Origin of the sequence: Pleomorphomonas oryzae DSM 16300 (assembly GCF_000422965.1) — a bacterium.
Lineage (GTDB): Bacteria > Pseudomonadota > Alphaproteobacteria > Rhizobiales > Pleomorphomonadaceae > Pleomorphomonas > Pleomorphomonas oryzae.
In genome coordinates, this window is record NZ_AUHB01000018.1 from 1 (window position 1) to 26,751 (window position 26,751).

Genomic DNA, 26,751 nt, shown 5'->3' on the forward strand with positions numbered 1-26,751 from the left:
CCTCCGTTACCTTCGACAATGGGGGCGAGTTTGCCCGTCATCACCGCCTCGCAGAGGAGCTCTCCTTGCCCACCTACTTCTGTGACCCGCACAGGCCCTGGCAGAAGGGCGGCATCGAAAACGCCATCGGACGCATGCGCCGCTACCTGCCCAGCACCACAGATCTCCAAGCCATTCCGACAGATGGAGTTGAGACCGTCATGCGCCAATACAACGAAAGCCCGAGAAAGATCCTTGGCTACAGGACACCCGCAGAGGTATTCAAAGACTTCATCTCTGTTGCGCTTCAAACGTGAATCCATCCTCCGCCTGCGCAGAGGACCTCAGGCAGAACAAAGCGCAACGCTGATATCAGGCTCACTTTGCGGCATCCGCTCTCAGGCTTGCCGTCTCAGCAGAGGAAGCATATATACAGTCTAACTGTATATATTGGGGAGTCTCCATGTCACACGACGACATCAAGGCCGTTGTTCGCCGCTTCAATATCGAAGTCATTCAGAATGGCGATGCCGACGCCTTTCGCGCCCTGATGGCGCCGGATTTCATCAATCACGCCGCGCCGGCAGGGCGGCCGAACGGCCCTGAGAGCATGTGGGCCACCTTCGAAACCATCCTCCGGCCGGCCATCTCGGACCTCACGGTGACGATCCACGACCAGATCGCCGAGGGCGACAAGGTGACAACCCGCAAGACGATCAGCGGCCGCCACACCGGCGAGCTTCTTGACGTTGCGGCCACGGGCAAGGACATCGCCATCGACGTCATCGACATCGTCCGCGTTGAAGGCGGCCGCTATCAGGAGCACTGGGGCCTCAACACGCTCCAGGCGGTGCTCGCCTCTTTGAAAGCCTAACTCAGCCGCTCGATGATCTCGATGGCGGCGCGCAACACTTGCCGATCGGCGTCCGACAGTCGCGTGTCGATCAGCGCCGCGATCTGCTGCTGCCGCGCCGAGCGCGACCGAGCGAGTGCCGCCCGGCCCTCATCGCTCAGCGCCACCAGCTGGCTGCGGCCATCCTCGGGGTTGGGCAGGCGCGTGACGAGGCCGTTCGTCTCCAGCTGTTCCACCACCAGACGCATGCTCTGGTGCTTCACCTTGCGCTCGGCGGCGAGGCCGGCAACGCTCATCGCCCCCTGGCGATCGAGGAGCCCCAGCGTTTCCGACTGCGAGCTGGTCGGTGTGTCGGCCTCCCGGCGGATGCTGCGGACGAAGGTGCCCACCACCCGGCGAAGCGCCTCGCCGAGCGCCAGAGCTTCCGCCGTGGGTTCCTTGTCCGTCATCTCCAAGCCATCCGCCCGTTGCGACAGCCTTGCTTACGCCGAGGCCGCAGCAAAGGGAACCACGCCGGCGCGGGCAAGGCCGTGGGCGATCAGCCGGTCGATCAGCTCGGCATAGCCGACACCGCTGGCGCCCATCGCCTTGGGATACATGCTGATATTGGTGAAGCCGGGAATGGTGTTCACTTCGTTGACCAGGAAACGGTCGTCCGCCATCAGGAAGAAGTCGACGCGCGCCATGCCGTCGCAGCCGAGCGCCCGGAAGGCGCGGCCCGCCGTCTCCTGCATCGCTGTCTCAAGCTCGGGCGGCAGCTCGGCCGGCACCTTCAGCGCCGCGCCGGCCGCGTCGATATACTTGGCGTCGTAGCTGTAGAAGCCGTGGCTCTCGGCCGGCACGATCTCGCCGGGGTGGGACACGAACAGCCCACCCGCCTCGTTCTCCAGCACGCTGAATTCGATCTCGCGCCCCTTGATGAACTCCTCGGCCAGCAGGCTGTTGTCATAGCAGAAGGCCTCGTCGAGCGCCGGCTGGAACTCCTGGCTGCCCGACACCTTGCGAACACCGACCGACGAGCCCTGCCGCGCCGGCTTGATGAACAGCGGCAGGCCCAGCTCGCGCTCCAGCGCCGCGAAATCCGCCGCCTCGCCGGCATGCAGGATGGCCTCGCGTGCCACGGGAATGCCGGCGGCCCGCAGCAGGCGCTTGGTGATCACCTTGTCGAGCGCGGTGGCGGAGCCAAGAATACCGCAGCCGACCAGCGGCACGCGCGCCACCTCGGCCAGGCCCTGCACCGAGCCGTCCTCGCCGTAGAGGCCATGCAGCACCGGGAACAGCGCGTCGATTTTGCCGGCCTCGCTGATGCGGCCATCGGCTGCGATCGCCAGCATGCGGCCGTGCCCGCCGGGCACCAGCGCCAGCTCGGTGCCGCGTTCGGGCTTGGTCAACGCCTTGCCGTCAAACCGGCTTTCGAACCAACGACCCTCGTGAGTGATGAAGATCGGCACGGCCTCGTATTTGTCCGGCGACAGCGCCACCATGACGTTGGTCCCCGACATCACGGACACGTCGTGCTCGGAGGAACGGCCGCCGAACAGCACGGCGATGCGGAGTTTGGTGGGTTGGGTCATGAAGGGGTCCGTCAAGCTGGGAGGAAGGTTAGGCGCCGACCGCGATGCCGCGATTGGCGAAGAAACGGTCGAAATCGGCAAGCGGCAGCACCACGTCGGCCTGGGTCTCGGGCTGGTGGCCGGAGGGATTGTGGAAGCGGATGGCGTCGGGCGTCGCGGCTGTAACCAGCACCAGATGCCCGCCCTTCGACGGCGGCTCACGGTCCGTCCAGCGGATCGAGTGATGCACCGACGCCATGAAGAACGGAAAGCGGGCAAGAAGCGCCGGCAGTTGCGCCGTGCCGATGCCGGTGACCACCTCGGCCTTCAGCCCGAAGCGCTCGCCGACCATGCGGACGAAGGGCACGTAGATCAGGCCCTTGATGCTCGCCCCGTCGGTGCTGACGACATAGCCGCCGTACTCGGTGGCGGCGCGAGCCAGCTCCAGGATGGGGTGCACCGCGCCACGCGCCGCGAGGATCATCTTCAGGCAGGCCATGCCGCAGACGTTGCCTGCCCAGCGCGCATATTCCTCCACCGTGTCGGCGCCCGACTGCGCCCATAGCGGATCGCGGAGCAGGGCCGCCTCGCCCTCGGCGACGACATCGAGCGTCATCTCCGGTGTTTCCCATTGGCTGAAGTAAGGCACGGCGCTGACAGGCATATCCATCGGGTAGAATCACATCTCGCTTGAAAGTGGCCTGATCAAATTGCATTCTTGGCGCAATTTAAAGAGCCACTATCGACACGCGAGGTGAGCCACTTGGCCGAAACCACCAGCCTGAAACGGCGACGCGAAGGCCCATCCGCCAGCTTCCGCCCGAACGTCGATCCGTCGTCGCCCGCCTCGCTTGCCCGCCAGCTCTATCTCGCGCTGCGCGAGGCCATCGCCGATGGCCGGCTCGATGCCGGCGAGCGGCTGCCCTCCACTCGCCTTGCGGCTGGGGAATGGCGGCTGTCGCGCGGCACGGTGGCCGAGGCCTATGACATCCTGATTGCCGAGGGATACGCTCTGGCCCGCCACGGCTCGGGCACCTACATCACGCCGACCTCGCAAAACCGGCCTCCCAAGGCAGGCGCCAACAGGGAGCCCGCACCGGGCTCGCCGAACCGCACCGTTTCCGTGGCCGTGACACGGGTGATGACCACGGGCCCCAGCCTCGCCCGCCAGAAGATGCTGCCCTTTGTCACCGGCCGCATGGGGCACGACGAGCGGACGGCCAGCCTCCTCAACCGCATCGCCGGCCGGCACATCAACTATGCCTTCGAAGGCTATGGCGACATCCAGGGCGAGCCGGCGCTGCGCACGGCCGTCACAGCCCATCTCGCGGTGTCGCGCGGCGTGCGCTGCACACCCGAGCAGGTGTTCATCACCGCCGGCACCCAGCAGGCGCTCGACCTCGCCTTCCGCGTGCTCGCCTCGCCCGGCGACAGCGTGGTCGTCGAGGACCCCTGCTATCCGCCGGCCCGGCAGTGCCTGGTGCTCAATGGCGCGGAGATCGTCGGCCTGCCGGTGGACCAGAACGGCATCACCACCGAGAAGCTGATCGCCGACGCCTTGCCGCCGCCGGCCCTGTTCTACGTGACGCCGTCCAACCAGTATCCGGTGGGCGCGGTGCTGTCGCTGCCCCGGCGGCTGGAGCTGCTGGCCTATGCGCGCGAGCACGGCTCGTGGATCGTCGAGGACGATTACGACAGCGAGTTCCGCTACGATGGCCACCCCATCGCCTCGCTGCAGGGGCTCGATCAAGCCAACCGCGTGCTCTACACCGGCACCTTCAGCAAGGCGCTGTTGCCCAGCATGCGCCTCGGCTATCTCATCGTGCCGGCCGATCTGGTGCCGGTGTTCAGGGCGATCCGCCCGGCCCTCGACGTCTGCCCGCCCACCTTCCAGCAGCGCGTCGTCGCCGACTTCCTGAACGAGGGCTATTTCCCCGCCCACCTCAGGCGCCTCAGGGAGCGGCTGCGCGCCTCGCGCGACCTGCTCGCCGGCCTCGTCGCCGAGCGCCTGAGCGAGCATCTCCGGGTGACGCTGCCCGACCAGGGCATCAACCTCACGGCCCACAGCACCGGCACCTGGGGCAACGACATGGCCGTCTCCCAGGCGGCGCTGGAAAAGGGCGTGGTGGTGATGCCGCTGTCGCGCATGAACGTCGCCATCACCGACACCACGCGGCTGATGCTGGGCTTTTCCGGCCTCTCCGAACAGGAGGCAGACACCGGCACGCGGCTGCTGGCCGAGGTGTTCAGGGCCCGGCATTTCTAGCCATTTTCGGCTGTGATATCTGCCGTTTGGCGAAACCGGGTGTCGGGGCACAGGCCCCGTTTCCTATGTCGGTCCTCCCCAACAAGAGGAGAGCACCGTGGGAATTCTCGATAACAAGGTGGCGATCATCACTGGCGCGTCCTCTGGCATTGGCCGGGCGGCGGCCGAGCTGTTCGCCGCCGAGGGCGCGGCCGTCGTCCTCAACGCGCGCGGCGTCGACGCGCTGGAGGCGGTGGCCGAGGTCATCAAGGACAAGGGCGGCAAGGTGAGCCTCATTGTCGGCGACGTTGGCGATCCCGCCTGCCACGAGGCGTTGGTCGAGGAAGCAGTGAGCGCGTTCGGCGGCCTCGACATCGCCCTCAACAACGCCGGCACAGTCGGTGCCTTCAGGCCGCTGGCCGAGCTGACGCCGGGCGAGTGGCAGGTGACGCTCAACACCAACCTCACCTCGGCCTTCCTCGCGAGCCGCGTCCAGATCCCGGCGATGCTCCGGCGCGGCGGCGGCTCCATCGTGTTCACCTCGAGCTTCGTCGGCACTAGCGTCGGCCTGCCGGGCATAGCGGCCTATGGTGCTGCGAAAGCCGGGCTGATGGGCCTCGTCAAGGGCATCACCGCCGACTACGGCGCGCGCGGAATCCGCGCCAACGCCCTCTTGCCCGGTGGCACCGACACCGGCATGGCCGGCGATCAGGCGCAAAAGGACTGGGCTGCCGGCCTCCACGCCATGAAGCGCATCGCCCGGCCCGAGGAAATCGCCCAGGCCGCCCTCTTCCTCGCCGGCCCGCAATCGAGCTTTGTCACGGGATCGGCGCTTTATGCGGACGGGGGAAATGCAGCGGTGAAGTGAGGTGGGCGGGTGATATCGGCCGCTCGAGTTCTCGTCCCGAGATCCTCTGCCTGCGCAGAGGAAGACAATCCATAGGATAGGATCGAAAGCCGCTATCGCCTTACTCCATATATATAATTTATTGTCTTCCTCTGCGCAGGCAGAGGACCTCAGGCAGAACGGGGGGCGACGCCGATATAGGTCTCCAAAACAAAACATCCCCGGTGACGCTCGCCACCGGGGATTCTCATTTCTACCGAAGACCCTGTTTCAGCTAATCGCTTCCACAGCCGCCCTCTGGATCGCCAAGCCCGCCTCATACTGCTTCAGCCAGGCACCATAGCCCTTCACATCGGCAGCATCCGGCTTGGCGACGTCCAGCTTGGCGCCGGCGAACACCCGCTCATTCAGATACACGCCAAGGTTCTTGCCCTTGCCGCTGCGGAGATACTCGGCCAGCACGGCGATGCCCCAGGCACCGCCCTCGCTCGCCGTGTCGCCCACCGTCACCGGCGCGCCGATGGCGGCGGCGAGCAGGCGCTGCGCGACGCCGGCCGTCTTGAACATGCCGCCGTGGGCGAACATGCTATCGAGCTTCACGCCCTCGCCATGCAGCACGTTCATGCCGAGGCTCAGCGTGCCGAAGGCGGCGTAGAGCTGGGTGCGCATGAAGTTGCCGAGGTTCAGGCGGCTGCCGGGGGTGCGCACCACCAGCGGGCGGCCCTCGGTGAGGCCGGTAATCGGCTCGCCGGCCAGATAGTTGTAGGCCAGGAGGCCACCGCCATCCGCCTCGCCCTTGAGAGCGGCCTCGAACAGCGCGCCGAACACCGCGTTGGCGTCCGACTTGGCGCCGATCGCCTTGGCAAATTCGGTGAACACGCCGGCCCAGGTGCCGAGCTCGCTGGCGCCGTTGTTGCAGTGAACCATGGCCACGAGGTCGCCGCCCGGCGTGGTGACGATGTCGAGTTCCTCATGCACCGTGGTCAGCGGCTTTTCCAGAACCACCATGGCGAAGATCGAGGTGCCGGCGCTGATGTTGCCGGTGCGCGGTGCCACGGCGTTGGTCGCCACCATGCCGGTGCCGGCGTCGCCTTCCGGCGGGCAGACCGGAATGCCGACAGTGAGCTTGCCGGTGGGGTCGAGCAGCTTGGCGCCCTCGGCGGTGAGCGAACCGGCATCCTCGCCGGCGACCAGCACCTTCGGGAACAGCTTGGGCGCGTCGAGGCCCGGCTTGTGGGTCTTCACCATCTCGCCGAAGCGCTTCATCATCGGCGCGTCGTAATCATGCGTGGCGGCATCGATCGGGAACATGCCCGAGGCATCGCCGACGCCGATCACCTTCTTGCCGGTCAGGCGCCAGTGCACGAAGCCGGCGAGCGTGGTGATGAAGGCGACATTGCCCACATGCGGCTCGTTGTCGATCACCGCCTGATAGAGATGGCTGGCCGACCAGCGGAGCGGGAAGTTGAAGCCCAGCGTCTTGGTCAGCTCGGCGGCGGCGCGCTCGGTGTTGGTGTTGCGCCAAGTGCGGAACGGCACCAGTAGCTTGCCGGCGGCATCGAAGGCGAGATAGCCGTGCATCATCGCCGAGAAGCCCAGCGCGCCGACCCTGCTGAGCTCGACATTGTAGCGCTTCTTCACATCGGCGCTGAGCGCTGCGAAGGAGGCCTGCAGGCCAGCCCAGATCGCCTCTTCCGAATAGGTCCACAGGCGGTCGACGAACTGGTTCTCCCAGCCGTGCGTGCCGGTGGCCAGCACCTCATGATCCGGCCCGATCAGACAGGCCTTGATGTTGGTGGATCCGAGCTCAATGCCCAGCGATGTGCGTCCCTCGGCGATCGCCGCGGCCATGGCCTGCTGCGTCATCTGCTTTCAACTCCCTAAGTCTGGTGTCCGCTTCTCGCGGCGACCTCCATGATCGTTATCCTCACCATACCGCAGAGCACCTGTCGATGAGTAGTGACAGGTACCGCAACGATATGGAGGATGCTGCAATTCCGCTTACCGCCAGTTCGTCTTGGCCAGTTCGATCAGCTCGTCGCCCCGGCCGCTCAGGATCGCCCGCATCATGTAGAGCGAGAAGCCCTTGGCCTGCTCGAGGGTGATCTGCGGCGGCATGGCCAGCTCCTGCTTGGCGGTCATCACGTCCACCAAGACAGGACCGGGCGTGGCGAAGGCTTCGTCGATTGCCGCCGGCAGCGCCTTGGCGTCGTCGACGCGGATGCCCTTGATGCCGATCGCCTCGGCCACCTTGACGAAATCCGGGCTGTTGAGGTCGGTGTCGTCGGAGATATAGCCGCCGGCCTTCATCTCCATGGCGACGAAGCCGAGCGAGCGGTTGTGGACGATGATGATCTTCAGCGGCAGATCCAGCTGGCGGACGGAGAGGATGTCGCCCATCAGCATGGCAAAGCCGCCATCGCCGCACAGCGCCACCACCTGGCGGCTGGGATCGATGCCCTGCGCCCCGATGCCCTGCGACAGGGCGTTGGCCATCGAGCCGTGGTTGAACGAGCCGATCAGCCGCCGCTTGCCGTTCATGGTGATATAGCGCGCCGCCCAGACGGTGGGCGTGCCGACGTCGCAGGTGAAGATGGCGTCGTCCGCCGCCTTCTCGCTGATCAGCCGGGCGAGATATTGCGGATGGATCTGGCCCTTTTCGCCATCCGGCGTTGCGAGATCGTCGAGCCCCTTGCGCGCCTTGGCATAATGCTCCAGCGCCGTCTTGAGGAATGCGTCGTCGCTCTTTTCGGGCAGCTTTTCCAAGAGCGCCGACACCGTCGCCTTGACGTCGCCTATGATGCCCAAATCGATCTGCGTGTGGGCGCCGAGGCTTTCCGGCCGGCTGTCCACCTGGGCGATCCGGGCCTTGGTGGGATAGAAGGCGCGGTAGGGGAAGCCCGAGCCGAGGATCAACAGCGTGTCGGCCGACTCCATGGCGTGATAGCCGGAGGAAAATCCGATCAGCCCGGTCATGCCGACGTCATAGGGGTTATCGTGCTCGACGAACTCCTTGCCGCGCAGGGCATGGACGATCGGCGCCTTCAGTCTTGCGGCCAGCGCCACCACCTCGTCATGTGCCTCGGCGCAGCCGGCGCCACAGAGCAGCGTCACCTTGCCGCTCGAATTCAGCAACGCGGCGAGATCGTCGATCTGGCTTGGCGACGGAACAAGACGGCCGAGCTCCGGCGCCCGCCAGCGGATGTCGACACCCTCCGGCATCGGCTTCAGGGCGATATCGCCCGGCAGCACGATGACGGCGACGCCGCGCTTGGCGATGGCGGTGCGCACGGCCACTTCCAGCACGCGCGGCATCTGGTCGGGGTTGGTCACCAGCTCGCAATAAACAGAGCACTCGCGAAACAGCTCCTGCGGGTGCGTCTCCTGGAAATAGCCCGAGCCGATTTCCGACGACGGAATATGCGCGGCAATCGCCAGCACCGGCACCCGGCTGCGCTGGCAATCGAACAACCCGTTGATCAGGTGCAGGTTACCCGGCCCGCACGAGCCGGCACACACCGCCAGCTCGCCGGTAATATGCGCCTCGGCCCCAGCGGCAAACGCCGCCGCCTCCTCATGGCGCGTACCCATCCAGCGGATCTGCTTCAGCCGATGCAAGCTGTCGCTGAGCCCATTGAGGCTGTCGCCCGTCACGCCCCAGATGCGTTTCACGCCAGCCTCGCCAAGGAACCGAGCGATGTAGTGGGCAATGGATTCGGTCATGAGACGATTTCTCCTGCGGAGGCGGGACACGGCATGAGGCCGACTGTCGGCTCGATGCTGCTCCGACGGGCGGCTAAACTAGCGTCGGTGATCAGCTTAAAATGCGGCACTGGCTTGATGATCTGTTTGCCAGCACTGATAAAATAACGACGGGATCATTCCCCATCTGCGCGATAGTTACCAGCGTTTTTGGCAAGGAGTTGGCGGAAGTGAACCGCGCCGTCACGGCTCAGAAGCCATTGCCAAGCACCATCATGTTGCTATCCTGACGTGTAGCTAGCTTGGGGCTCGGGGAAACCATGATCTACACCGACATACCGGGCGGGGCAGAATTACTCGCATGGTTCGGTCAGGAGCCGACTTTTCACGATGCGGAAATCATCAGCCTTTTCCTCAATCGGTCCGGCGTAAGCGAGCTTAAGCTTCATGGCTGGATCAATACAGGCGACGTCGGCCCGGACGGCAGTTTCGTCCTCGCCAAGCAAGCCCTGGTCACCTTCAGCCTTGAGAAGATCATGGATCTTCAACTGGACGGCTTCAGCGCTCAAAACGTCATAAGTGGCTTGGAACTCGGCTACGCGACCGACAGAGGGCGCTCCAATTGCTTCCCCTTGCCCCAAGATCCTCATGACATCGATATAGAGCTGATGCCGTGCTACGGCTTGGACGGGTTTATCAGAGCCAAGAAGGTGACGGTCTCGTTCGTTCCGGGCCAGCCCAAAGACCGTTGATTCGTCCCACCAACGACACCAAGAGCCGCAAACGCGGCTCTCACTCCGTCCCCTCTCCCTCGACTTTCGGCCCCTTGGCGTAATCACAGATCGTCGACATGTAGTAGGTTTTCCCCTTGTACTCGACCTTCTGCAATCCAAGCTCGAATTCGCCGAACTTCTCGTCGCGATAATAGATTGCGGCGTTGATGAACTGTCCTAGGCGACCGCAATCACCGAGACCAGCGCCAGTGTAAACCGGCAGAATTCGCTCGCTGTAGCTCCCCTTCAGGACCTTCTCAATCTCAACTTCGCCCCGCGCAAACCGGAATGGCTTGTCCTCCGGATCCTCGGCCGGCACTTCAATGCCGTAGGTGACGGTCTTCATCCAACCCTTGACCACCAAATCGGCGCTGGAGAACAGATCTTTCGGAGGCTCTCCGCAACTGCAGGCGTAAGCGTCCAACGCAGTCAGGCTGAGAAGCAATATGGCGGCAACAGGCACCACAACACGAAACGAACCCATCGAAATCTCCTTTGGCAAAATCCGCCTCAATATCCGTCCTGCCACGCATGTAAGCGATCGAATTGCCCTTTCCGCAAATCATCCAGCGAGATAGTCACATAGAGTGCGCCCACGTCAGCCCAGTTCCAGCCCATCGCCTGATCCGACGCCATCTGGAACAGAAGCGCCGCATCCTCCATAGGGCCATGAGGCTGAATCAGGCTGGGTTGACCGCCCATCCGGTGCGGCCGCCCCTCATTGATGAACCTCAGGCGCGCCTCGACATCGTCGAGCAGGTCTCTGGGTATCGCCGGGTTGGTGGCATTGTTCCGCGCGTAGGCGTCGAGCGCATCTTCCCGTATCGCCATTCGCAGCTGATCGTCAGTGGAAAGACCTCGCTCGACCCGCTCCAGAGCGTCGGCGAAATGCGTTTTCTGCCAAAAGACGCTTTTGCTTTTAAAGGTCGCCGCGATGGACCGCCAATCGTCATCCGACATGGGAGCGTCGAGATCCTGCGCCAAAATATGCGCCATCAGGCTCTCGGCAGCGGATCTGAGCCCCGCCGCCCAAGCCAGATGGCCTTCGCCCAGCGTCTCGATCTCCTCAGCGATGAAGGCGTCGCCTTCAGGTCCGGGGCGGCTGTCATTTATGCGAGTGAGGTAATCACGCTGCTTCTCCAGCTCGGCGAGCCGTACCTCGTCGTGCTCCCGCAACCGGGCCTTTATCTTGTCGAGCCCTTCCAACGCCTGCGCCATCAACCCCGCGCCGTCCGCACCCGGTTCCGGAGGTTGCAGCAACCCGCCTTGCCAGTTCGTGAAATTCAGCTTGAAGCGTTCCGGCTCCAAATCCCTCAGGAACTCCTGGATATAGTAAAGCGCACCGCGCCAGGTCAGCGGGCGGTCTAGGCCGACGCTAAAAGCCATGAAGCCTCTATCCGAGACCGGCGCCTCGTAGAGCTCCTCTCCCGAAACCAGCGGCGGCCCTTCCGCCTCGTCATCAGAAGGGGTGTATTCCTGCACCACAAGATCGACCGGCCACTTGCGCCACATCTTGGGTACACCGGGCCGGATCTTTGGCTGGCCACCGATGAGATCCCACATCACCAAACGGACAGTTGACATGTCCTCCGGCGGCTGGCGTTCGGGGCCGAGCTGATCGATATGCAAGACCTGCACGAGATCACCGTCCGTCTCGTAGTCGAGTTGCTGCACCTCCACGAACAGCAGCAGCCAGCCCTGGCGCGGCCCCAGCCCGTTCCAGAGGTTGGCCGGTAGATCGGCGCAGTCGATCTCTGCGATGAAGTGTAGCGGCGACCCGTTGGCGGCGCGCGGCCATGCGACGTTCTCCGGCATCATCGGCAGCCCGCCCAGCCAGGATCGCGGCGCCTCGCCGAAGCGAATGGGCACCTGCCGCTTGAGGATGACGGACGTCTGCTTGCCCGCTTGCGTGGCATCGTCAGGGCGCATGAACATGTTAAGCTTCCCGCTGAAAAACCCGGAAATAGTAGAGACTGCATTCGTGAACTTGAGACCCTCGGCTGCCAAGGCCGGACGGATTGCCGGAGCCGACAGGCTCATCAACGCCGCGACGGCAAGCACAACCCATTTCACGATCATGAAGGCCTCCCGACGCAAACGCCTGCGACCGGCCCTTAACAGAAGGACGAGCCGCGCGCGTAGCAGTTAAAGCGTTCCACTGCTTCGTTATATTCGTTGATGACAGATGAGCTTTCGCGCGAAAGGCAGCTCACATAGCTGTCCACGTCGCTCTGGTAGGATTCCATCTCCGACTTGCAGGAGTTGAACTCCCATTCGCTGTCGAACTTCCCCAGCACGGGACATGACGGCGCCGTTGGCCTCGAACAATAAGCCATTGCCGGCTGTGCGGCTGAAAACAGCAGCGCGGCCACGACCGCGCGCCTCGACAAACCCTTGGGCAAAAACACGATGCGCCCCCGCTCCGGCGGCGCTCCATCCCCGACAAGAGCGCCAGCCCCGTGACTATGGCGCGAGGATTGCCGGGCAGCAACCAGAACTATCACCTATCAACCGAAGCGGGAGGTAGGCAAACGCTTCCCCGCCCTTGCCCCTCCCCTCCTCTTGATGTACGCTCATCATAACTCGCTTGAATCCCCTCAATTGTCTTTAATTACCACCGGAAAATTCACCTTATCCTTTCCGGTAACGTACCTCAAAACTTCAAGCGAAAGCGGAGGAGCGAAGCTGATGCCTAAGCAAATGACCTTCGGCGTGATCGTCGGAAACCGTGGATTCTTCCCCAGCCATCTCGCCGCCAGCGGCCGGCTGGAGATGATCGCCGCCCTTGAGAAGCAGGGCTATAAGGCGATCGTCGTATCGCCCGAAGAGACGGCCCATGGCGCGGTGGAAACCTATAAGGAAGCCGAGATCTGCGCTGCGCTGTTCAAAAAGCACGCTGACGAGATCGACGGCATCATCATCACGCTGCCGAACTTTGGCGAAGAGCGCGGCCTGGCCGACGCCCTGCGCCTTGCCAACCTCAACGTGCCCGTGCTGATCCAGGCGACGCCCGACGACACCGGCAAGATGGCCATCACCCACCGCCGCGACAGCTTCTGCGGCAAGATGTCGATCTGCAACAATCTGCAGCAGTATGGCATCAAGTATTCGCTGACGACGCTGCACACCGAAGCGCCCGACTCCCCCGAGTTCGAGGCCGACCTCAAGTGGTTCGCCGGCGTCTGCCGCATCGTCCGCGGCTTCAGGAACCTGCGCATCGGCGCCGTTGGCGCCCGCCCGGCCGCCTTCAACACCGTGCGCTATTCGGAAAAGCTGCTCGAGCGGTCCGGCATCACCGTCGACACGCTGGACCTTTCGGAAGTGCTCGGCCGCATCGGCCGCCTGAAGGACAACGACGCCGCCGTCGAGAAGAAGATCGCCGAGATTCGCGCCTACGTGCCCACCGGCCATACGCCGGAAGCCGCCCTCATCAAGATGGCCAAGCTCGGCGCCGTGCTGGACAACTGGGTGGAGACCAACCGTCTCACCATCACCTCCGTGCAGTGCTGGACCAGCCTTGAAGAGTTCTTCGGCATCGTGCCCTGCACCGTCATGAGCATGATGAGCCAGAAGCTGCTGCCGTCGGCCTGCGAGGTCGACACGCTGGGCTCGCTCTCCATGTACGCCCTGGCGTTGGCCAGCGAGACGCCGTCGGCGCTTCTCGACTGGAACAACAACTACGGTGGCGACCCCAACAAGGCCGTCTGCTTCCACTGTTCGAACCTGCCCAAGCACTTCTTCAACGAAGGCGTGAAGATGGACTACCAGCAGATCATCGCTGGCACCGTGGGCGCCGAGAACACCTATGGCACGCTGGACGGCAAGGTGAAATCTGGCGCCATGACCTTCCTGCGCCTCTCCACCGACGACCTCACCGGCAAGATCAAGGGCTACACCGGCCAGGGGTCGTTCACCGACGATCCGCTCAACACCTTCGGCGGCGCCGGCGTGGTGGACATCCCCAACCTGCAGAAACTCCTTCGCTACATCTGCGAGAACGCCTTCGAGCATCACGTGGCGACGAACTTCTCCTCGTCGGCTGTGGCGGTGACGGAAGCGGCTTCGAAGTACTTGGGCTGGGACATGTACGTCCACGAGTGAGCCTAGCTGGAAACTCTACTGGGGCGGAGATCTCCGGGCATCCACTTGGCCCGAAAAGTCTTCAACTTTTCGGGCGGATGCCTGGGCTTAGTCTTCTGCGCTTCCGGTGCTCACGGACAGGACGTCCGCTGCGCTCCGGTTCTCGAAGCCGTCGCTACCTGCCTCGCCCCAGCGAGTTTCGAGCCAGGCTCGATGCGTCGCTTTGCAACAGCGTTTCCGGTGCCTCATCGGAAACGCCATTCCCTTCATTGGCTTGGTCCGTTCCAGCTCGAGGTTGACAACGGGCGAGCTATAAGTGGAATTTTACTCTCAAGTTTGTGCATTTGCTCACTGAGGGGTTTGATGCGTCCGACAATCCACGACGTCGCCCGTGCTGCCGGTGTCGGCCTTGCCACGGTGGACCGCGTGCTCAACGATCGCCCCGGCGTGCGCGCGGCGACCGCCGAGCGGGTCAAGGCGGCAGTCGACAAGCTGGGCTTCGTGCGCGACGCCTCGGCGGCGGCGCTGGCTCGCAAGCGCATCGACCGGCTGGTGTTCCTGATCCCCGATGGCCCCAGCGATTTCATGCATCGCCTGGGAGCTGAGGCGCGCGAGGCCAGCAAGCGGCTGGCCGGCAAGCGCGTGGAGATCGAGGTGCGCACCGTGCCTCCCTTCAATAGCGACGCGCTGACCGAAGCGCTGCGTGAGATCGATACCGAAGCGGTGGCCGGCGTGGCGCTGGTCGCCACCGAGTCGGCGGCTGTCCGGGCCGAGCTCTGCCGTTTCAGTGCCGCCGGCATCCCCGTGGTCACGCTGGTGTCGGATGCGCCGCGCTTTCCGCGCCACCATTATGTCGGCATCGACAACGTAGCTGCTGGCCGCACCGCCGCCAGCCTGCTCGGCCAGTTCCTCGGCGGTCGCCAGGGCAAGATCGTCGTGGTCGCCGGCTCCATGCTGGTGCGCGACCATGTCGAGCGCCGCATGGGCTTCGATCAGGTGATCAGCGAGCAGTTTCCGCATCTTCAGGCATCGGTGACGCTGGAAGGCCGCGACGAACGCGCCGCCACTCGCGACGCGCTGATAGCCTGCCTCGCGCGCGAGGGCAACATTGTCGGCCTCTACAACATCGGCGCCGGCCACGAGGGCATCCTCGACGTGGTCGCCGAGCTGCCGGCCGAGGCGCGCCCCATCGTCGTGGCGCACGAGCTCTACGACGTGACGCGCGCCGCCCTGCAGAACGGCCTGATGCACGCCATCATCAACCAGGACGCCGGCCACGAGATCCGCAGCGCCATCCGCGTGCTGCGCGCCCAGATCGACGGCACGCCGCTGGTGGCGGGGCAGGATTCCATCCGCATCGAGATCTTCCTGAGGGACAATCTGCCGTAAAAGGGCGGCGGCGCTCCGTGTCCATGCCCCTAGCCATTCGTCGTCCAGCTCCGGTGCGGACCGAGGCGACGCGCCTTGAACCGTCCATCACCGGATGCTACCGATGGAGGGCGCAACCGGCGTCGGATGGATTTGACCATCAGGGAGCGCTTGCTGGAACATCGACCGCCTGGGTGTCCCGGATCATTGATTCGTGGACACGAAGATGACCGCACTTGTTCTCGATGGAAAATCGCTGGCCCGAAAGATCGAAGCGGAGCTGGCTGCGAAAGTCATCGAACTCACTAGCAAAGCGGGCGGGACAAAACCTGTCTTGGCAACAATACTGGTGGGCGACGATCCCGCTTCGGCGACCTACGTGAAAATGAAAGGGAATGCTTGCGAGCGGATTGGCATGGCCTCTCTGCGCGTCATACTTTCCCAGAGCACGACAACCGACGAACTGCTGGCGGAAATCGACAAGCTCAATGCCGACCCACGGGTTCACGGCATTTTGCTGCAACATCCCGTGCCCAAGCAGATCGATGAGCGCAAATGCTTCGATCGCATCGCTCAGGAAAAAGACGTCGATGGCGTCACGGCGCTCGGCTTCGGCTCCATGTCGATGAACGAGCCAGCTTACGGATCGGCGACCCCGGCCGGCATCATGCGGCTACTGCTGGATTATGGCGTGAGCATCGAGGGAAAACATGCCGTCGTGGTCGGGCGAAGCCCCATTCTGGGCAAGCCGATCGCCATGATGCTGCTAAACGCCAACGCGACCGTGACCATCTGCCACTCCCGAACCCAGGGGCTTCCCCAACTGATCGGATTGGCGGACATCTTGATCGGCGCGGTTGGCAAGCCGCGGTTCATCAAGGGCGAGTGGATCAAGGACGGCGCCATCGTGATCGACGCCGGATATCATCCTGGTGGCGTCGGCGATATCGACCTGTCTGCCGGCACTGACAGGTACGCCGCCTACACGCCTGTTCCAGGCGGGGTCGGGCCGATGACCATCGCGATGCTGATGGCGCAAACCGTCGAGTCCGCCGAAAAATCCCTCGTGTGACCTCCAAACAAGCAGCAAGAAAGAGTGAAAGCGATGAAGGACTTCATTGTAAGCTCTGCGGTCAGCCTTGTTTTTCTTCTTGTTCTTCTCCTGAGCGCCGGACGGGCAGACTATATGGCGGCGTGGGTTTATTTTGGCGTCAGCTTGCTCACCAACGCATTGAGATGCTTCATCCTTCGTGGTCAGCGAGAGCTGTCGCAGGAACGCCTCAGGCCGGGATCCGGCGCCGAGGAGTGGGACAAGCGGCTTCTGGGAATCGGCTTTCTGCTGACGATCGCCACACTGATCCTCGCAGGGCTTGATGCCGGCCGTTTCGGCTGGACCCCGCGCCAGTCGTGGATCTGGATGGCCATTGGAACCTTCGTGACCCTCATCGGTGCCGGGCTGTTCCTCTGGGCAATGGCCGAGAACCGGTTTTTCTCCGCCGTCGTCCGCATTCAGCGCGATCGATCCCATAGGGTCTGTGAGACGGGGCCCTACAGGATCGTCCGGCATCCCGGTAACACCGGCATGATCATTGGCACGCTTGGGCTGCCGCTGTTGTTTGGGTCGGCCTGGAGCACCATCCCCACCTTGTTGGCCGTTGTGCTGCTGATCGTCAGGACGCGCCTGGAAGACGCGCTTCTGGAGCGCGAGCTTGCAGGCTACGACGCCTACCAAAGACAGACCCGCTATCGCCTAATGCCGGGTGTCTGGTAGCGATGGACAGCCCGTCCCCGGGGACGTCGCCATTGTCTTCACCGCGTCGGCGCGTCTGAGAACCGCGCCTCCAGCGGCTTGAGATTGTCCGGCCTCGGCTCGGTCAGGATGCCGTAGAGTTCCGGCCGTCGGCCTCTCAGCCAGCGCTGTCCCGTACATTTGTCGAGCAAACCAAGATCGAGATCGGCGCTCACCATGTCGTCGCCCGCTTCCGAGGTCTCGACGATGATCCGGCCATAGGGGTCGAGGATCATGGCGTTGCCGGTGCGCACCTCGTCCTCGTCGGGACCGATGCCGTTGCTGAAGACGAGGAACATGCCGTTGTCATGAGCGCGGGCCGGCAGCCAGCGCATCAGCCATTCGCGGCCATTCGGCCCGCGGATTTCGGCTACGATGGCGGCGGGGTCCTCGTGCCGGTGCTCCCACTTTTCAATGGGAATATGCTTCATGCCGTGGGGACTTACCGAGTTGCAGCCGCCCGTCTGGTGCGGCGCGATGAGGAGTTCCGCCCCCAAGAGCGCCGCCGCCCGGGCATTTTCGACAAGGTTGTTGTCCCAGCAGATCAGGATGCCCGCGCGGATACCCCAGGGCGTGTCGAACACCGTGTAGCGGTCGCCACTCGAAATCAGCTGGTGCTCGAAGGCGTGCAGCTTGCGGTGACAATGCACGGCGCCATCCGGCATGCACACGGCATAGGCGTTGTAGAGCTTGCCATCGGCCGCCGCCTCCAGGAACCCGGCGCCGATGGCGATGCCGAGCTGGCCGGCCAGCGCGGCGACGATGCCGATCGACGGGCCGTCGAGCGGCTCAGCCAGCGCCCTGAGCCCGGCTTCGTCGAGCTTGGGCACGTGCCAGTAGCCGGTGATGCACATTTCCGGAAAGACGACGAGCTGGCTGCCCTGTCGCAGTGCCTGCCGCGTGAACTCGGCAATGCGCTGCAGATTGTAGATCTTGTCACCGGCGCGGTGCTGGAATTGCACGCTGGAAACCTTGAGCGTCATGGCGTCCTCCTTGTTGGCCATGAGCTTGCTCCTGTTGCCATCCATCTGTAAAATGACAAGTTATCCTGAAATTAGTCGTATATGGAATGGATCTGAAACTACTCCGCGCCTTCACCGAACTGGTCGACGCCGGCCACTACGGCAAGGCGGCGCTGAAGCTCTGCGTCACCCAATCGACGCTGACCAAGCAGATCCAGGCGCTGGAAGCCGCCATCGGCGGCGCGCTGTTCGAACGCGGCCGGCACGGCGCCAAGCCGACGGCCCTTGGGCAGGTGCTGCTGGCCGAAGCGCGACCGCTGCTCAGGCTGAATGAGGAGGCCGACCTGCGCCTCAAGCGCGCCAGCGCCGGCCTCACCGGCCGGCTCGACATCGGCTTCGGCATCTCCACCCTGATCGCCGCGCCGGCGCTGATCGCCGGCTTCCGCCAGGCCGTGCCCGACTGTCGGATTACCCTCAACGACATGGCCTCGCGCGAGCAGCACGAGCGCCTGCTGGCCGGCCGGTTGGACGTCGGCTTCTGCCGCGCGCCGGAAGCGGACGATCTCTCCTTCGCCCCCATCCTCACCGAGCATCTGGCGCTGGTGGTGCCGCACGGCATCGCCCTGCCGCCGCCCGACCGGCTCGACGATCTCAACGCCCTCGGCTTCGTGGCGCTCGCATCTCGCCGCGGCCCGGGCCTCGACGCCCAGGTCACTGCCTGGTGCACCGCCACCGGCTTCACCCCGCGCGTCGTTCAATTGGCCGATGACATCCTCACCGTCCACGCCGTGGTGGCGGCCGGCCTCGGCGCAGCGCTCCTGCCCTGGCAGGGCGTCGAGGCGCTAGGTGCCAGCACCCAGCATCTGCGCCTCACTGGCGACCACGCCAGCTGGCCGATCGGCCTCTCATGGCGCACCGCCGACAGCAATCCCCTGCTGAAAAAGTTCGTCGAACATGTGCGCGAGGCGGCGGGCGCCTGAACGCCTGCCCTCGCCTTCTAGAACAACTCGTCCAGCATCAGGTGGAACTGCAGCTTGCGCCGGTCGGGATCGGTAGCTCCGTATTGCTGGAACAGCCGCCCTTGCAGCGAAGGGCCGAACTCGTGGAGGCAATTCCACAGGATGGCCAGGTCCTGATAGCGATCGGCGATGCCGGCTCGCCCGACGTCGATGCAGCCGACCACCGCGCCATTGTGAATGAGCAGGTTGTCGAGCGAGAAGTCGCCATGCGTCACCACCGGTTCGGCCTCCAGCGGCAACAGTTCCTGCAACCCGTTCCACACCTGTTCGACCGTCCAGCCCTGCCGCTCCTCGTCGAAATCGTCGGCATCGACCAGGCCGGCGTCAATCCGCCACCGGGCGATGGCCAGCCTATGGGCATGATCGCTGGAGAACGGGCAGGCGCTGGTTGGGATCGCATGCAGCCGGCGCAGAAAAGCCGAGAGCGCATCGACCACGGCGGGGCGAGCGGCGACGCTGGAGGAGAGGATCTGATAGGCCGTCTTGCCCGGTATCGCCGTCATCAACAGCCACGCCTCATTGGCGGTGCGCACGAACTGCACGACGGCCGGCACCGGCACGTAGGCGGCCAGCCAGCGCAACCGCACCATTTCCTCGGTAATGGCGTCGGCCACGGCATCCCAGCCGTGCTTGAGAAACAGGTCGGGCGCGCCGGCCTTGTCACGCAGCCGATAGACGGCGCCACCGGATTCCCCGATGGTGTCGCGCACCCATGCATAGCCCTCCACCTCGGCGGACATGCTCAGGGGGACGGGGGGAGCCGCCTCGGCGTCTTCCCGGTCAGTGTCGCTCATCCGTCCAGTCCCCGATAGGTCACGCGGAGACTTCAAGCATCGCCTGCGCATAGGTAGGAAGCGCCGCCTCCCAACCCAAGCCCTGGCCGGACGCAGCGGGACGACAGTCTAGGGCGCCTTGTCCGTCCTCACTCCGGCTTGTACCCCGGCTTCTTGTAGAGCTTGTCGAGCTGCGGCTCGATCTCCGGCCGATAGACGGCGGCGGTCCAGTCGGCCGCCGGCACGTCCTCGATGGCAACGGAAACGGAGCTCTCCTTGCAGCCGGCGCCGTCCATGATCGCCTTGGTGACCAGATCGGCGAGGCGCTGCTTCTGCTCCTCGCCTCGACCCTCGATCATCTTGATGACGACATGCGGCATGGGGATCTCCTTCGTTGACTAAACGCGCAACAGCGCCTTGATCGCCCGCCGCTCGTCCATGGCCTTGTAGGCCTCCGCCACCTGTTCGATCGGCAGTTCCAGATCGAACACCTTGCCCGGATGGATCTTGCCGGTCCAGACCAGATCGATCAGCTCGGGCAGGAAACGCCGGACCGGCGCCGGGCCACCATGCAGGTGGATGTGGGCGAAGAACAGCTCGAAGCCGTCAAGACTCACCCCATGCGGCACGCCGACGAAGCTGACGTGGCCTCCCTTGCGGGCGCAGCGGAGCGCCTGGGTGAAGGCGCCCTGGTTGCCGACGCATTCCAGCACGCAGTCGGCGCCGACGCCGTCTGTCATCTCCATGATGCGGGAAACGCCGGCGTCATCGCGCTCGGCGACGATGTCGGTGGCGCCGAACTCGCGGGCCAGTGCCTGCCGGGTCGGGTGGCTGCTCATGGCGATGATGCGGCCAGCGCCCTTCAGCTTGGCCGAGAGCACGGCCAACAGGCCGACGGCGCCGTCACCCACCACCACAACCGTCTTGCCGGGGGCCACCTCGGCCGCCTCGGCGGCGAACCAGCCGGTGCCCATCACGTCGGACAGGGTGAGAAGATCGGGGATCATCGACGGCGGCGGCATGTCAGGCGTCGCCACCAGCGTGCCGTCGGCCATCGGCACCCGCAGCATGCCGGCCTGGGCGTTGCCCACCAACTCGCGATGGACGCAGGACGACTGGTAGCCGATCTGGCAGGCCGGGCAGGTGTTGTCGGAGGCGAAGAACGAGCCGATGACGAACTGGCCCGGCTTCACCGTGGTCACCGCGCTGCCCACTTCGACCACCACGCCGCAGTACTCATGGCCCATGCGCGTCGGCTCGTTCACCGGCTGGATGCCGCGATAGGGCCAGAGGTCGGAGCCGCAGACGCAAGTGGCCGATAGTTGAAGAATGGCGTCGGTCGGCTTCTCGATGATGGGAATGGCAACCGCCTCGAAGCGAACGTCGCGCGGGCCGTGCAGAACTGTGCCTTTCATGCTGTCCTCCGTCTGACTATTGAGCGGCGTCCGCAAACACCTTGCGGGCGATGGAAATGGCGGTGCTGGCGGCCGGCCAGCCGGCGTAGAAGGCGAGATGGGTGATCGTCTCGATAATCTCCTCCTGGCTGAGGCCGTTTTCCAGCCCGAGCTTCAGATGGAACGGCAGCTCGTTGAGCCGATAGAGCGCCACCAGCGTGGCGATGGTGATCAGGCTGCGATCACGTGGACTGAGGCCCGGCCGCTTCCAGACATCGCCGAACAGCACGTTGTCGGTGTAATCGGCAAGGCCCGGCGCGATATCGCCAAAGGCTTTTTGCGCGGGGCTTTGTTTCTGGGTCATGCTTGGATCTCCTTGATCAATCGACCAGCGCCGGCTCGCCAAGGGCGAAGCGGACCAGCCATTCGAAACCGGCCAGCGTCTTGGCGTCGGCACCCATGGCCGAGAAAAAGGCGAGTGGCGGCAGGTAAACCATGCCGACGTAGAGCGCACTGGCCTTGAGCGGCGTCAACACCTCGTCGATGCTGCTCTCGATGAGGCCCTCGGCCGAATAGGTGTGCTCGCTGGCACCGGCGGTCACGATGGCCTGCAGCGTCCTGCCCTTCAGCGCCGTGCCGTTGGGGCCAAAGGCCCAGCCATAGGTCCAGACCTCGTTGAGATAGGCCTTCAGCATCGGTGTCAGGTTGAACCAATGGATCGGGAACAGGAAGACGATCCGATCGGCCGCCTCCACCACCGCCTGCTCGGCGGCGATGTCGAAGGCCGCGGTGTCGTCGCCATAGAGTGCTTCGAGGTTGCGAACCGTCACGTCGGGCAGGCTCTCGGCCGTCTGCTGGAGCGCCTTGATGGCGGCGGAACGGGCAAAATAGGGATGGGAGACGATCACCAGCGTTTTCATGGGAGGACTTTCTGGGATGAGCTTGGAACAGGAGGGGGTCAGCCGACGGCTTCCACGAGATACGCATCGCTTTTCGACGCCCCAAGGCGAATGCCGAGGATCGCCTGATAGGCCGGCGAGGCATACCAGGCCTCGGCCGTCGCCTTGCTGGGGAATTCCAGGATTACCGTTAGGCCTTCCGGCGCCTTGCCCTCGACGGCCGTGGCCGGGCCGCCCATCAGCAGACGCCGGCCACCGAAGGCGGCCACCGTGGCCAGGGCCTGGGCGAGATAGGGCGCGATGGCCTCGCGGTCGTGGATGGTGGTGTGAAAGATGAAATAGGCGGGTGCGGACATTTGTTGTCCCTCTGACGTTGGGCTCGATGGCTATATAGACCCGCCCCATTGATGACTTGAATGCGTCACCGGGTTGGTGATTACATAACCCAACGTTGAGAATGCCCCCCTATCCGGACAGCCCGATCATGGACTCCATCCAGCGCGTGCGCGCTATCCTCTCCTTCATCAACGCCGCCGATGCCGGCAGCTTCGCCGGCGCCGCCCGCTCCCTCGGTATCTCCTCGGCGGCCGTCAGCAAGAACATCGCCGGCCTGGAGAGATCGCTGGGCGTCCGGCTGATGAACCGCACCACGCGCACCCTTAACCTCACCGAGGAGGGCGAGACCTTCCTGCGCGAGGCGCGCGTCGCGCTGGCCGCCCTCGACCAGGCGGCCGAAGCGGTGATCGCCCACCGGGCAACGCCCACCGGCCGCGTCCGCATCTCCACCAGCGTCGGCTTCGGCCGCGAGCAGTTGACGCCCGTCCTGCCCGGCCTGATCGACCGCTATCCCGGCCTTGCCATCGAGGTGGACTATGACGATCGCCTCGTCGATCTGGTGCACGATCGCTACGACATGGCGCTGCGCGGCGGCCACATCGCCGATAGTTCGCTGATCTCACGGCCGATCTGCCAGATGAACTTGGTGTTGGTGGCCTCGCCCGCCTATCTCGCCGCCCACGGCACGCCCCGCACGCCGGAGGATCTCGGCCGGCACCGCCTGTTGACGCGGCGCTTTCTCGGCGGCCGTGTCTCGCCGTGGAATTTCCGCACCGCCGACGGCAGCCTCACCACCGCCAACACCGAGCGGGCAGTGCTCACCCTCTCCTCGCCCGAGGCGCTGACGCAGGCCGTGCTCGATGGCGCCGGCATCGCCGAGGTGGGCGTCCACCATGCCTTCAAGCACCTCGTCGCCGGCTCCATGAAGGCGCTGCTCTTGAGCAGCCACCACTCCGGCAACTTCGAGATGACCCTGCAATACCCGCACCGGGCGCTCGTCGCCCCCCGCGTGCGCGTCACCGTCGATTACCTCCTTGCGGCTTTTGCCGGCATGGCGGAGCTGCACGTCCCGCTTTCCGCCCTGCGCCACCATGCGGCGTGAAGTCGAGGCCGGCACGCCCTGCTTTTCTTGCCGCCAGCCCGACAATCACGCCAATACGTCTGAAAACACCCTCAAGGATGAGCCGCGACTTTGCCAAGCCGCGCTTCGCTAGCCTGTTCGAGCGCCCGGTTGAAGCGCCCCGGCGGAAGACCAGGCTGGCAAGGCCCACGTATTGCCACACGCCTCGCCAAGACTGATGAAGCGGGCCTGAAGATGCACCTCCCGGTAGAAAGATTTCCGCCAAACATCAAAAAAAAGCAGAACAGTCCAGCCATCTTCAAGCGACCCGCCTGTCGTCAATGCATGTCAAGCACAACCATTTGTAGCACATCTTCTTCACAACACAGGCCAGGAAATACTTTTAGAACTCACGAAAGCAGATCAGTAAACCTGATAGAGACAGAACATAACGCAGGCACCAGGCGTCAGATAAAGACAAATACTATAAAATTCAGACCCATAGCTCCCGTAAATACAACCAAGAAAAGCGATATCGGTCGTTATGCATCAAAAATAAGTCACGATACCTTCGATAGATTTATTGATCGACCGCCAGTAAAATCAGGAAAGAATAACAGATTGTGCGAAAAGCACCGCACATAAGCATATTTGCCAAGACCATGTCCTCTTTTCCCATCCGTTAGACTTTGGATTCGCGGGAGTTGGAATTCGGAAACCGTAGATTTCGCTTTAACGTCGCAAAATATATGGAGCGTTAACTAAAAGCGGCCATTTTATATTGATCGAGTTATCCGTGTTTTAGCAGGGGCACACTCATGGACCGCCTGAAAATTTCTCACAGGCTTTACGCAGGTTTCGGCCTCGTAACGCTGATGCTGATTGCCGTCGCTTTGGCCGGATACGTATATCTCTCCGATTCTTCGAGCTACACCAAAGAATCGGTGCGCATATACGCTCTGAATCTCAATATGGAGATGGCCCTCAAGCACATCTCCATGGGCCGAGCCTCCTTCTACGAAGCGCTGGCACAACCAAAACGTCAGGCCGAAATCTTCGACCGCATGGACAATGCCTTCTCAACCGCCGAGAGCCGGCTGGACGCCGTGGTCCAGAACACCCAGGATCCGGCACGTAAGGCGAAGGCAACAGACATGGCGTCGTCGCTGAAAGCCTATCATGCCGGGGTCAAGACGCTGGTCGAGCAGATCATGACCGGCAACGCCGGGGCCATCAACTCCGACCTGCGCACGCAACTGGCGGCGACCTATGTCCAGATCGACGCGCTCGGCAGCGAACTGTCGACCATCTACGGCCAGCTCGCCGAACAGATGGGCAACGACAGCATCAGGGGGGCCGATCGCGGCGTCTTCCTCGAAATCTCCATCGGCATCGCCGCCGCCCTGATCGCCGTCACCGTTGCCCTGATCAGTGCCATTTCGGTGATGCGGCCGCTCGGCATCGCCATCGATTATGTCCAGGCCCTCGGCCGGGGCGAAAAGGCCTTCGTGGTGACCATCGCGGCGCGGCGCGACGAGTTCGGCATTCTTGGCGGCGTGCTAGAGAAGTGCCGGCAAAGCATGATCGCCGACGAACAGGCCCACATCGAGCGCGAGGCGCGCGAGCATGCCGAGCGAGACCATCTGAAACAGCGCCAGCAGCTCGCCGACGCCTTCGTCTCGGAGATGAAGGATCTGGCCGCCAACTTCGCCGACTCGTCGGCCGAGATCGCCGACAGCGCCCGCAGCCTTGCCGCTACCGCCGAGGAAACGGCGCGTCAGGCCCAGGCCGTCGCCGCCGCCGCCGAACAGGCCTCCAGCAACGTGCAGACGGTGGCCGCCTCGTCGGAGGAAATGGCCGCCTCGGTGCACGAGATCAGCTCGCAGGTCGACCATTCGGCCGAGGTCGCCGATCTGGCCGTCGGCGAGGCCCAGGCCTCCAACGCCCGCATCTCCACGCTCGCCGCGTCGGCGGCGGCCATTGGCGACGTCGTCAACATCATCCGCAAGATCGCCGAACAGACCAACCTTCTGGCGCTCAATGCCACCATCGAGGCGGCGCGTGCCGGTGAGATGGGCAAGGGCTTCGCCGTGGTCGCCGCCGAGGTCAAGCAACTGGCCGACCAGACATCGCGGGCCACCGGCGACATCGAGACCAAGGTCGGCGAGATTCAGGAGTCGACCCAAAACACGGTCCATTCAATGACGTCGATCGTCAAGACGATTTCCAACATCAAGGAAGTCGCGTCCGCCATCGCCGGCGCGGTGGAGGAACAGGGCGCCGCGACCTCGGAAATCGCCGCCAACTGCCAGCAGGCGGCCATCGGCACCACCCAGGTCACCCAGAACATCGCCGGCGTCGGCCAGGCCGCCGAAATGACCGGTGCCGCCTCGACCCAGCTGATGAACCTCTCCACCGGCCTGTCGTCCAAGGCCCAGAACCTGAAATTGGCGGTCGAGACCTTCGTCACCAAGTTCGCGGCGGCCTGAGAGCCTAGCTCGAAACTCGCTGGGGCGCGGCAGGTGGCGATGAGTTCGAGTACCGGAGCGGAGCGAACTTAAGGTTCGTGAGCACCGGAAGCGCAGAACTCGAAGCCAGATGCCCGCCCCAGTAGAGTTTCGGGTCAGGCTCTGAGACAATCGAGCCCCAAGATAAGCGAAAGCCGGCGCCACCACCGCCGGCTTTCGTGTTTCTTGCGGTGCGCCAGCCCGACAGCCTGTTGGCCAGTCAGCCTGCCTTTGCGCACCTCATCTATCAGGATAAGCTAGGGAAATGATGCCGCCTTGCCCGGTCTATCTCTTTCGCAGTTCCGCATTTGCACCATCCGGCGATACCGTCGTCATCGTCGCTCCGCTCGATCAGGTGGTCGCGGTTTATGGTGGGGGTGGCATGTGGGGAGAGGCTGGTCTGTCATCAGCCTTCGGTGGCGTGGCTATTTTCCGCAACGATGCATCCGGCGAACGCTTCGCCGGTGTCTGGGGCGCACGCAATGCCGCCCGCTTCCGCCGCGAGCTTCAGGCCCATATGTCGATCGCGGTCATTGACGAAGCACCTAATGCCCGCCTGGTCTTTTTTGAGACCAAGTCAGGACGCCCTCCAAAGCCGGCGTAACGTTAGCC

Annotated in this window: 28 protein-coding genes and 1 riboswitch; of the genes, 13 read left to right on the forward strand and 15 right to left on the reverse strand. The window is 64.0% G+C overall.

Annotation, left to right across the window (positions count from 1 at the left end; all coding sequences use genetic code 11):
* Together G522_RS28130 and G522_RS0121605 are read left to right on the forward strand one after the other, a co-directional pair.
* Positions 1 to 296: IS30 family transposase (locus tag G522_RS28130; RefSeq protein WP_036840455.1), on the forward strand; the 296-nt coding region annotated here is incomplete at its 5' end.
* A gap of 146 nt (positions 297 to 442) precedes the next feature.
* Entirely contained in the window at positions 443 to 853 is a 411-nt protein-coding gene (locus G522_RS0121605; RefSeq protein ID WP_026792813.1) for an ester cyclase, read from the forward strand.
* Here the strand turns inward: G522_RS0121605 and G522_RS0121610 are convergent.
* From G522_RS0121610 to G522_RS0121620, 3 genes are read right to left on the reverse strand one after another with little or no spacing between them, the layout of a single operon-like run.
* On the reverse strand, positions 850 to 1,281 hold the full coding sequence (locus G522_RS0121610) for a MarR family winged helix-turn-helix transcriptional regulator (protein WP_026792814.1): 432 nt from the start codon (positions 1,279 to 1,281) through the stop codon (positions 850 to 852). The genes G522_RS0121605 and G522_RS0121610 overlap by 4 nt on opposite strands.
* A gap of 33 nt (positions 1,282 to 1,314) precedes the next feature.
* Positions 1,315 to 2,406 (reverse strand): D-alanine--D-alanine ligase family protein, encoded by a 1,092-nt coding sequence (locus G522_RS0121615; RefSeq protein WP_026792815.1) that lies wholly within the window; start codon positions 2,404 to 2,406, stop codon positions 1,315 to 1,317.
* Positions 2,407 to 2,434: 28 nt separating this feature from the next.
* Positions 2,435 to 3,049, reverse strand: coding sequence for a hypothetical protein (locus G522_RS0121620; RefSeq protein WP_026792816.1), 615 nt, complete (start codon positions 3,047 to 3,049; stop codon positions 2,435 to 2,437).
* 99 nt (positions 3,050 to 3,148) lie between these two features.
* Here G522_RS0121620 and pdxR point away from each other — a divergent pair, with 99 nt between their 5' ends.
* Both pdxR and G522_RS0121630 read left to right on the forward strand, forming a co-directional pair.
* The gene (pdxR, locus tag G522_RS28135; RefSeq protein ID WP_051229039.1) at positions 3,149 to 4,651 is read left to right on the forward strand and encodes a MocR-like pyridoxine biosynthesis transcription factor PdxR; all 1,503 of its coding nucleotides are present in this window, start codon (positions 3,149 to 3,151) and stop codon (positions 4,649 to 4,651) included.
* 97 nt (positions 4,652 to 4,748) lie between these two features.
* Positions 4,749 to 5,498, forward strand: a complete 750-nt coding sequence (locus G522_RS0121630) for an SDR family oxidoreductase (RefSeq protein ID WP_026792817.1) — start codon at positions 4,749 to 4,751, stop codon at positions 5,496 to 5,498.
* 249 nt (positions 5,499 to 5,747) lie between these two features.
* Here the strand turns inward: G522_RS0121630 and G522_RS0121635 are convergent, their stop codons facing one another.
* Both G522_RS0121635 and poxB read right to left on the reverse strand, forming a co-directional pair.
* Positions 5,748 to 7,343, reverse strand: a complete 1,596-nt coding sequence (locus G522_RS0121635; protein WP_026792818.1) for a xylulokinase — start codon at positions 7,341 to 7,343, stop codon at positions 5,748 to 5,750.
* 135 nt (positions 7,344 to 7,478) lie between these two features.
* Positions 7,479 to 9,200, reverse strand: coding sequence for a ubiquinone-dependent pyruvate dehydrogenase (gene poxB / locus G522_RS0121640; protein WP_026792819.1), 1,722 nt, complete (start codon positions 9,198 to 9,200; stop codon positions 7,479 to 7,481).
* A 299-nt stretch (positions 9,201 to 9,499) separates the two neighbouring features.
* Between poxB and G522_RS0121645 the strand changes: the two genes are divergently transcribed.
* Positions 9,500 to 9,931, forward strand: coding sequence for an Imm50 family immunity protein (locus tag G522_RS0121645; RefSeq protein ID WP_026792820.1), 432 nt, complete (start codon positions 9,500 to 9,502; stop codon positions 9,929 to 9,931).
* A gap of 40 nt (positions 9,932 to 9,971) precedes the next feature.
* Here G522_RS0121645 and G522_RS0121650 read toward each other — a convergent pair whose 3' ends face one another.
* The 3 genes from G522_RS0121650 to G522_RS30150 are packed head-to-tail and all read right to left on the reverse strand — an operon-like array spanning position 9,972 to position 12,360.
* Positions 9,972 to 10,436: a hypothetical protein gene (locus tag G522_RS0121650; RefSeq protein WP_026792821.1), complete on the reverse strand. Its 465-nt coding sequence runs from the start codon at positions 10,434 to 10,436 to the stop codon at positions 9,972 to 9,974.
* Positions 10,437 to 10,462: 26 nt separating this feature from the next.
* Positions 10,463 to 12,031 (reverse strand): DUF1963 domain-containing protein, encoded by a 1,569-nt coding sequence (locus G522_RS0121655; RefSeq protein ID WP_026792822.1) that lies wholly within the window; start codon positions 12,029 to 12,031, stop codon positions 10,463 to 10,465.
* 35 nt (positions 12,032 to 12,066) lie between these two features.
* Positions 12,067 to 12,360 (reverse strand): hypothetical protein, encoded by a 294-nt coding sequence (locus G522_RS30150; RefSeq protein WP_156887014.1) that lies wholly within the window; start codon positions 12,358 to 12,360, stop codon positions 12,067 to 12,069.
* A gap of 280 nt (positions 12,361 to 12,640) precedes the next feature.
* Between G522_RS30150 and G522_RS0121665 the strand changes: the two genes are divergently transcribed.
* From G522_RS0121665 to G522_RS0121680, 4 genes are all read left to right on the forward strand, one after another.
* Complete coding sequence (locus G522_RS0121665; RefSeq protein WP_026792824.1) at positions 12,641 to 14,053, forward strand: L-fucose/L-arabinose isomerase family protein; 1,413 nt, start codon at positions 12,641 to 12,643, stop codon at positions 14,051 to 14,053.
* A 342-nt stretch (positions 14,054 to 14,395) separates the two neighbouring features.
* The gene (locus tag G522_RS0121670) at positions 14,396 to 15,421 is read left to right on the forward strand and encodes a LacI family DNA-binding transcriptional regulator (RefSeq protein ID WP_026792825.1); all 1,026 of its coding nucleotides are present in this window, start codon (positions 14,396 to 14,398) and stop codon (positions 15,419 to 15,421) included.
* A gap of 102 nt (positions 15,422 to 15,523) precedes the next feature.
* Positions 15,524 to 15,603: riboswitch (ZMP/ZTP riboswitch) on the forward strand.
* A 23-nt stretch (positions 15,604 to 15,626) separates the two neighbouring features.
* Entirely contained in the window at positions 15,627 to 16,472 is an 846-nt protein-coding gene (folD, locus tag G522_RS0121675) for a bifunctional methylenetetrahydrofolate dehydrogenase/methenyltetrahydrofolate cyclohydrolase FolD (protein WP_026792826.1), read from the forward strand.
* Between the two features lie 33 nt (positions 16,473 to 16,505).
* Entirely contained in the window at positions 16,506 to 17,171 is a 666-nt protein-coding gene (locus G522_RS0121680; protein WP_026792827.1) for a methyltransferase family protein, read from the forward strand.
* Between the two features lie 38 nt (positions 17,172 to 17,209).
* Here the strand turns inward: G522_RS0121680 and G522_RS0121685 are convergent, their stop codons facing one another.
* A complete protein-coding gene (locus tag G522_RS0121685) occupies positions 17,210 to 18,193 on the reverse strand; it encodes a nitrilase family protein (protein WP_245586709.1) in 984 nt (327 codons plus the stop codon).
* A 65-nt stretch (positions 18,194 to 18,258) separates the two neighbouring features.
* On the opposite strand from G522_RS0121685, the gene G522_RS0121690 reads away from it, so the two are divergent.
* Positions 18,259 to 19,131, forward strand: a complete 873-nt coding sequence (locus G522_RS0121690) for a LysR family transcriptional regulator (protein WP_026792829.1) — start codon at positions 18,259 to 18,261, stop codon at positions 19,129 to 19,131.
* Positions 19,132 to 19,148: 17 nt separating this feature from the next.
* On the opposite strand, the gene G522_RS0121695 is transcribed toward G522_RS0121690, so the two are convergent.
* The 6 genes from G522_RS0121695 to G522_RS0121720 form a co-directional block, all read right to left on the reverse strand.
* The gene (locus G522_RS0121695; RefSeq protein ID WP_026792830.1) at positions 19,149 to 19,964 is read right to left on the reverse strand and encodes an APH(3')-I family aminoglycoside O-phosphotransferase; all 816 of its coding nucleotides are present in this window, start codon (positions 19,962 to 19,964) and stop codon (positions 19,149 to 19,151) included.
* 128 nt (positions 19,965 to 20,092) lie between these two features.
* Positions 20,093 to 20,323: a tautomerase family protein gene (locus tag G522_RS0121700; RefSeq protein WP_026792831.1), complete on the reverse strand. Its 231-nt coding sequence runs from the start codon at positions 20,321 to 20,323 to the stop codon at positions 20,093 to 20,095.
* An 18-nt stretch (positions 20,324 to 20,341) separates the two neighbouring features.
* Positions 20,342 to 21,358 carry a zinc-dependent alcohol dehydrogenase family protein gene (locus G522_RS0121705; RefSeq protein ID WP_026792832.1) on the reverse strand — a complete coding sequence of 339 codons (1,017 nt, stop codon included), beginning with the start codon at positions 21,356 to 21,358 and terminating at the stop codon, positions 20,342 to 20,344.
* 16 nt (positions 21,359 to 21,374) lie between these two features.
* The gene (locus G522_RS0121710) at positions 21,375 to 21,701 is read right to left on the reverse strand and encodes a carboxymuconolactone decarboxylase family protein (RefSeq protein WP_026792833.1); all 327 of its coding nucleotides are present in this window, start codon (positions 21,699 to 21,701) and stop codon (positions 21,375 to 21,377) included.
* A 16-nt stretch (positions 21,702 to 21,717) separates the two neighbouring features.
* Positions 21,718 to 22,257: an NAD(P)H-dependent oxidoreductase gene (locus tag G522_RS28140; RefSeq protein WP_051229041.1), complete on the reverse strand. Its 540-nt coding sequence runs from the start codon at positions 22,255 to 22,257 to the stop codon at positions 21,718 to 21,720.
* Between the two features lie 38 nt (positions 22,258 to 22,295).
* Positions 22,296 to 22,592, reverse strand: coding sequence for a DUF1330 domain-containing protein (locus G522_RS0121720; RefSeq protein ID WP_036840461.1), 297 nt, complete (start codon positions 22,590 to 22,592; stop codon positions 22,296 to 22,298).
* A gap of 128 nt (positions 22,593 to 22,720) precedes the next feature.
* Here G522_RS0121720 and G522_RS0121725 point away from each other — a divergent pair, with 128 nt between their 5' ends.
* From G522_RS0121725 to G522_RS0121735, 3 genes are all read left to right on the forward strand, one after another.
* Entirely contained in the window at positions 22,721 to 23,674 is a 954-nt protein-coding gene (locus G522_RS0121725; protein WP_026792835.1) for a LysR family transcriptional regulator, read from the forward strand.
* Between the two features lie 776 nt (positions 23,675 to 24,450).
* Positions 24,451 to 26,121 carry a methyl-accepting chemotaxis protein gene (locus G522_RS29245; protein WP_051229042.1) on the forward strand — a complete coding sequence of 557 codons (1,671 nt, stop codon included), beginning with the start codon at positions 24,451 to 24,453 and terminating at the stop codon, positions 26,119 to 26,121.
* A 283-nt stretch (positions 26,122 to 26,404) separates the two neighbouring features.
* A complete protein-coding gene (locus tag G522_RS0121735) occupies positions 26,405 to 26,743 on the forward strand; it encodes a hypothetical protein (RefSeq protein WP_026792836.1) in 339 nt (112 codons plus the stop codon).
* Positions 26,744 to 26,751: the final 8 nt, after the last annotated feature.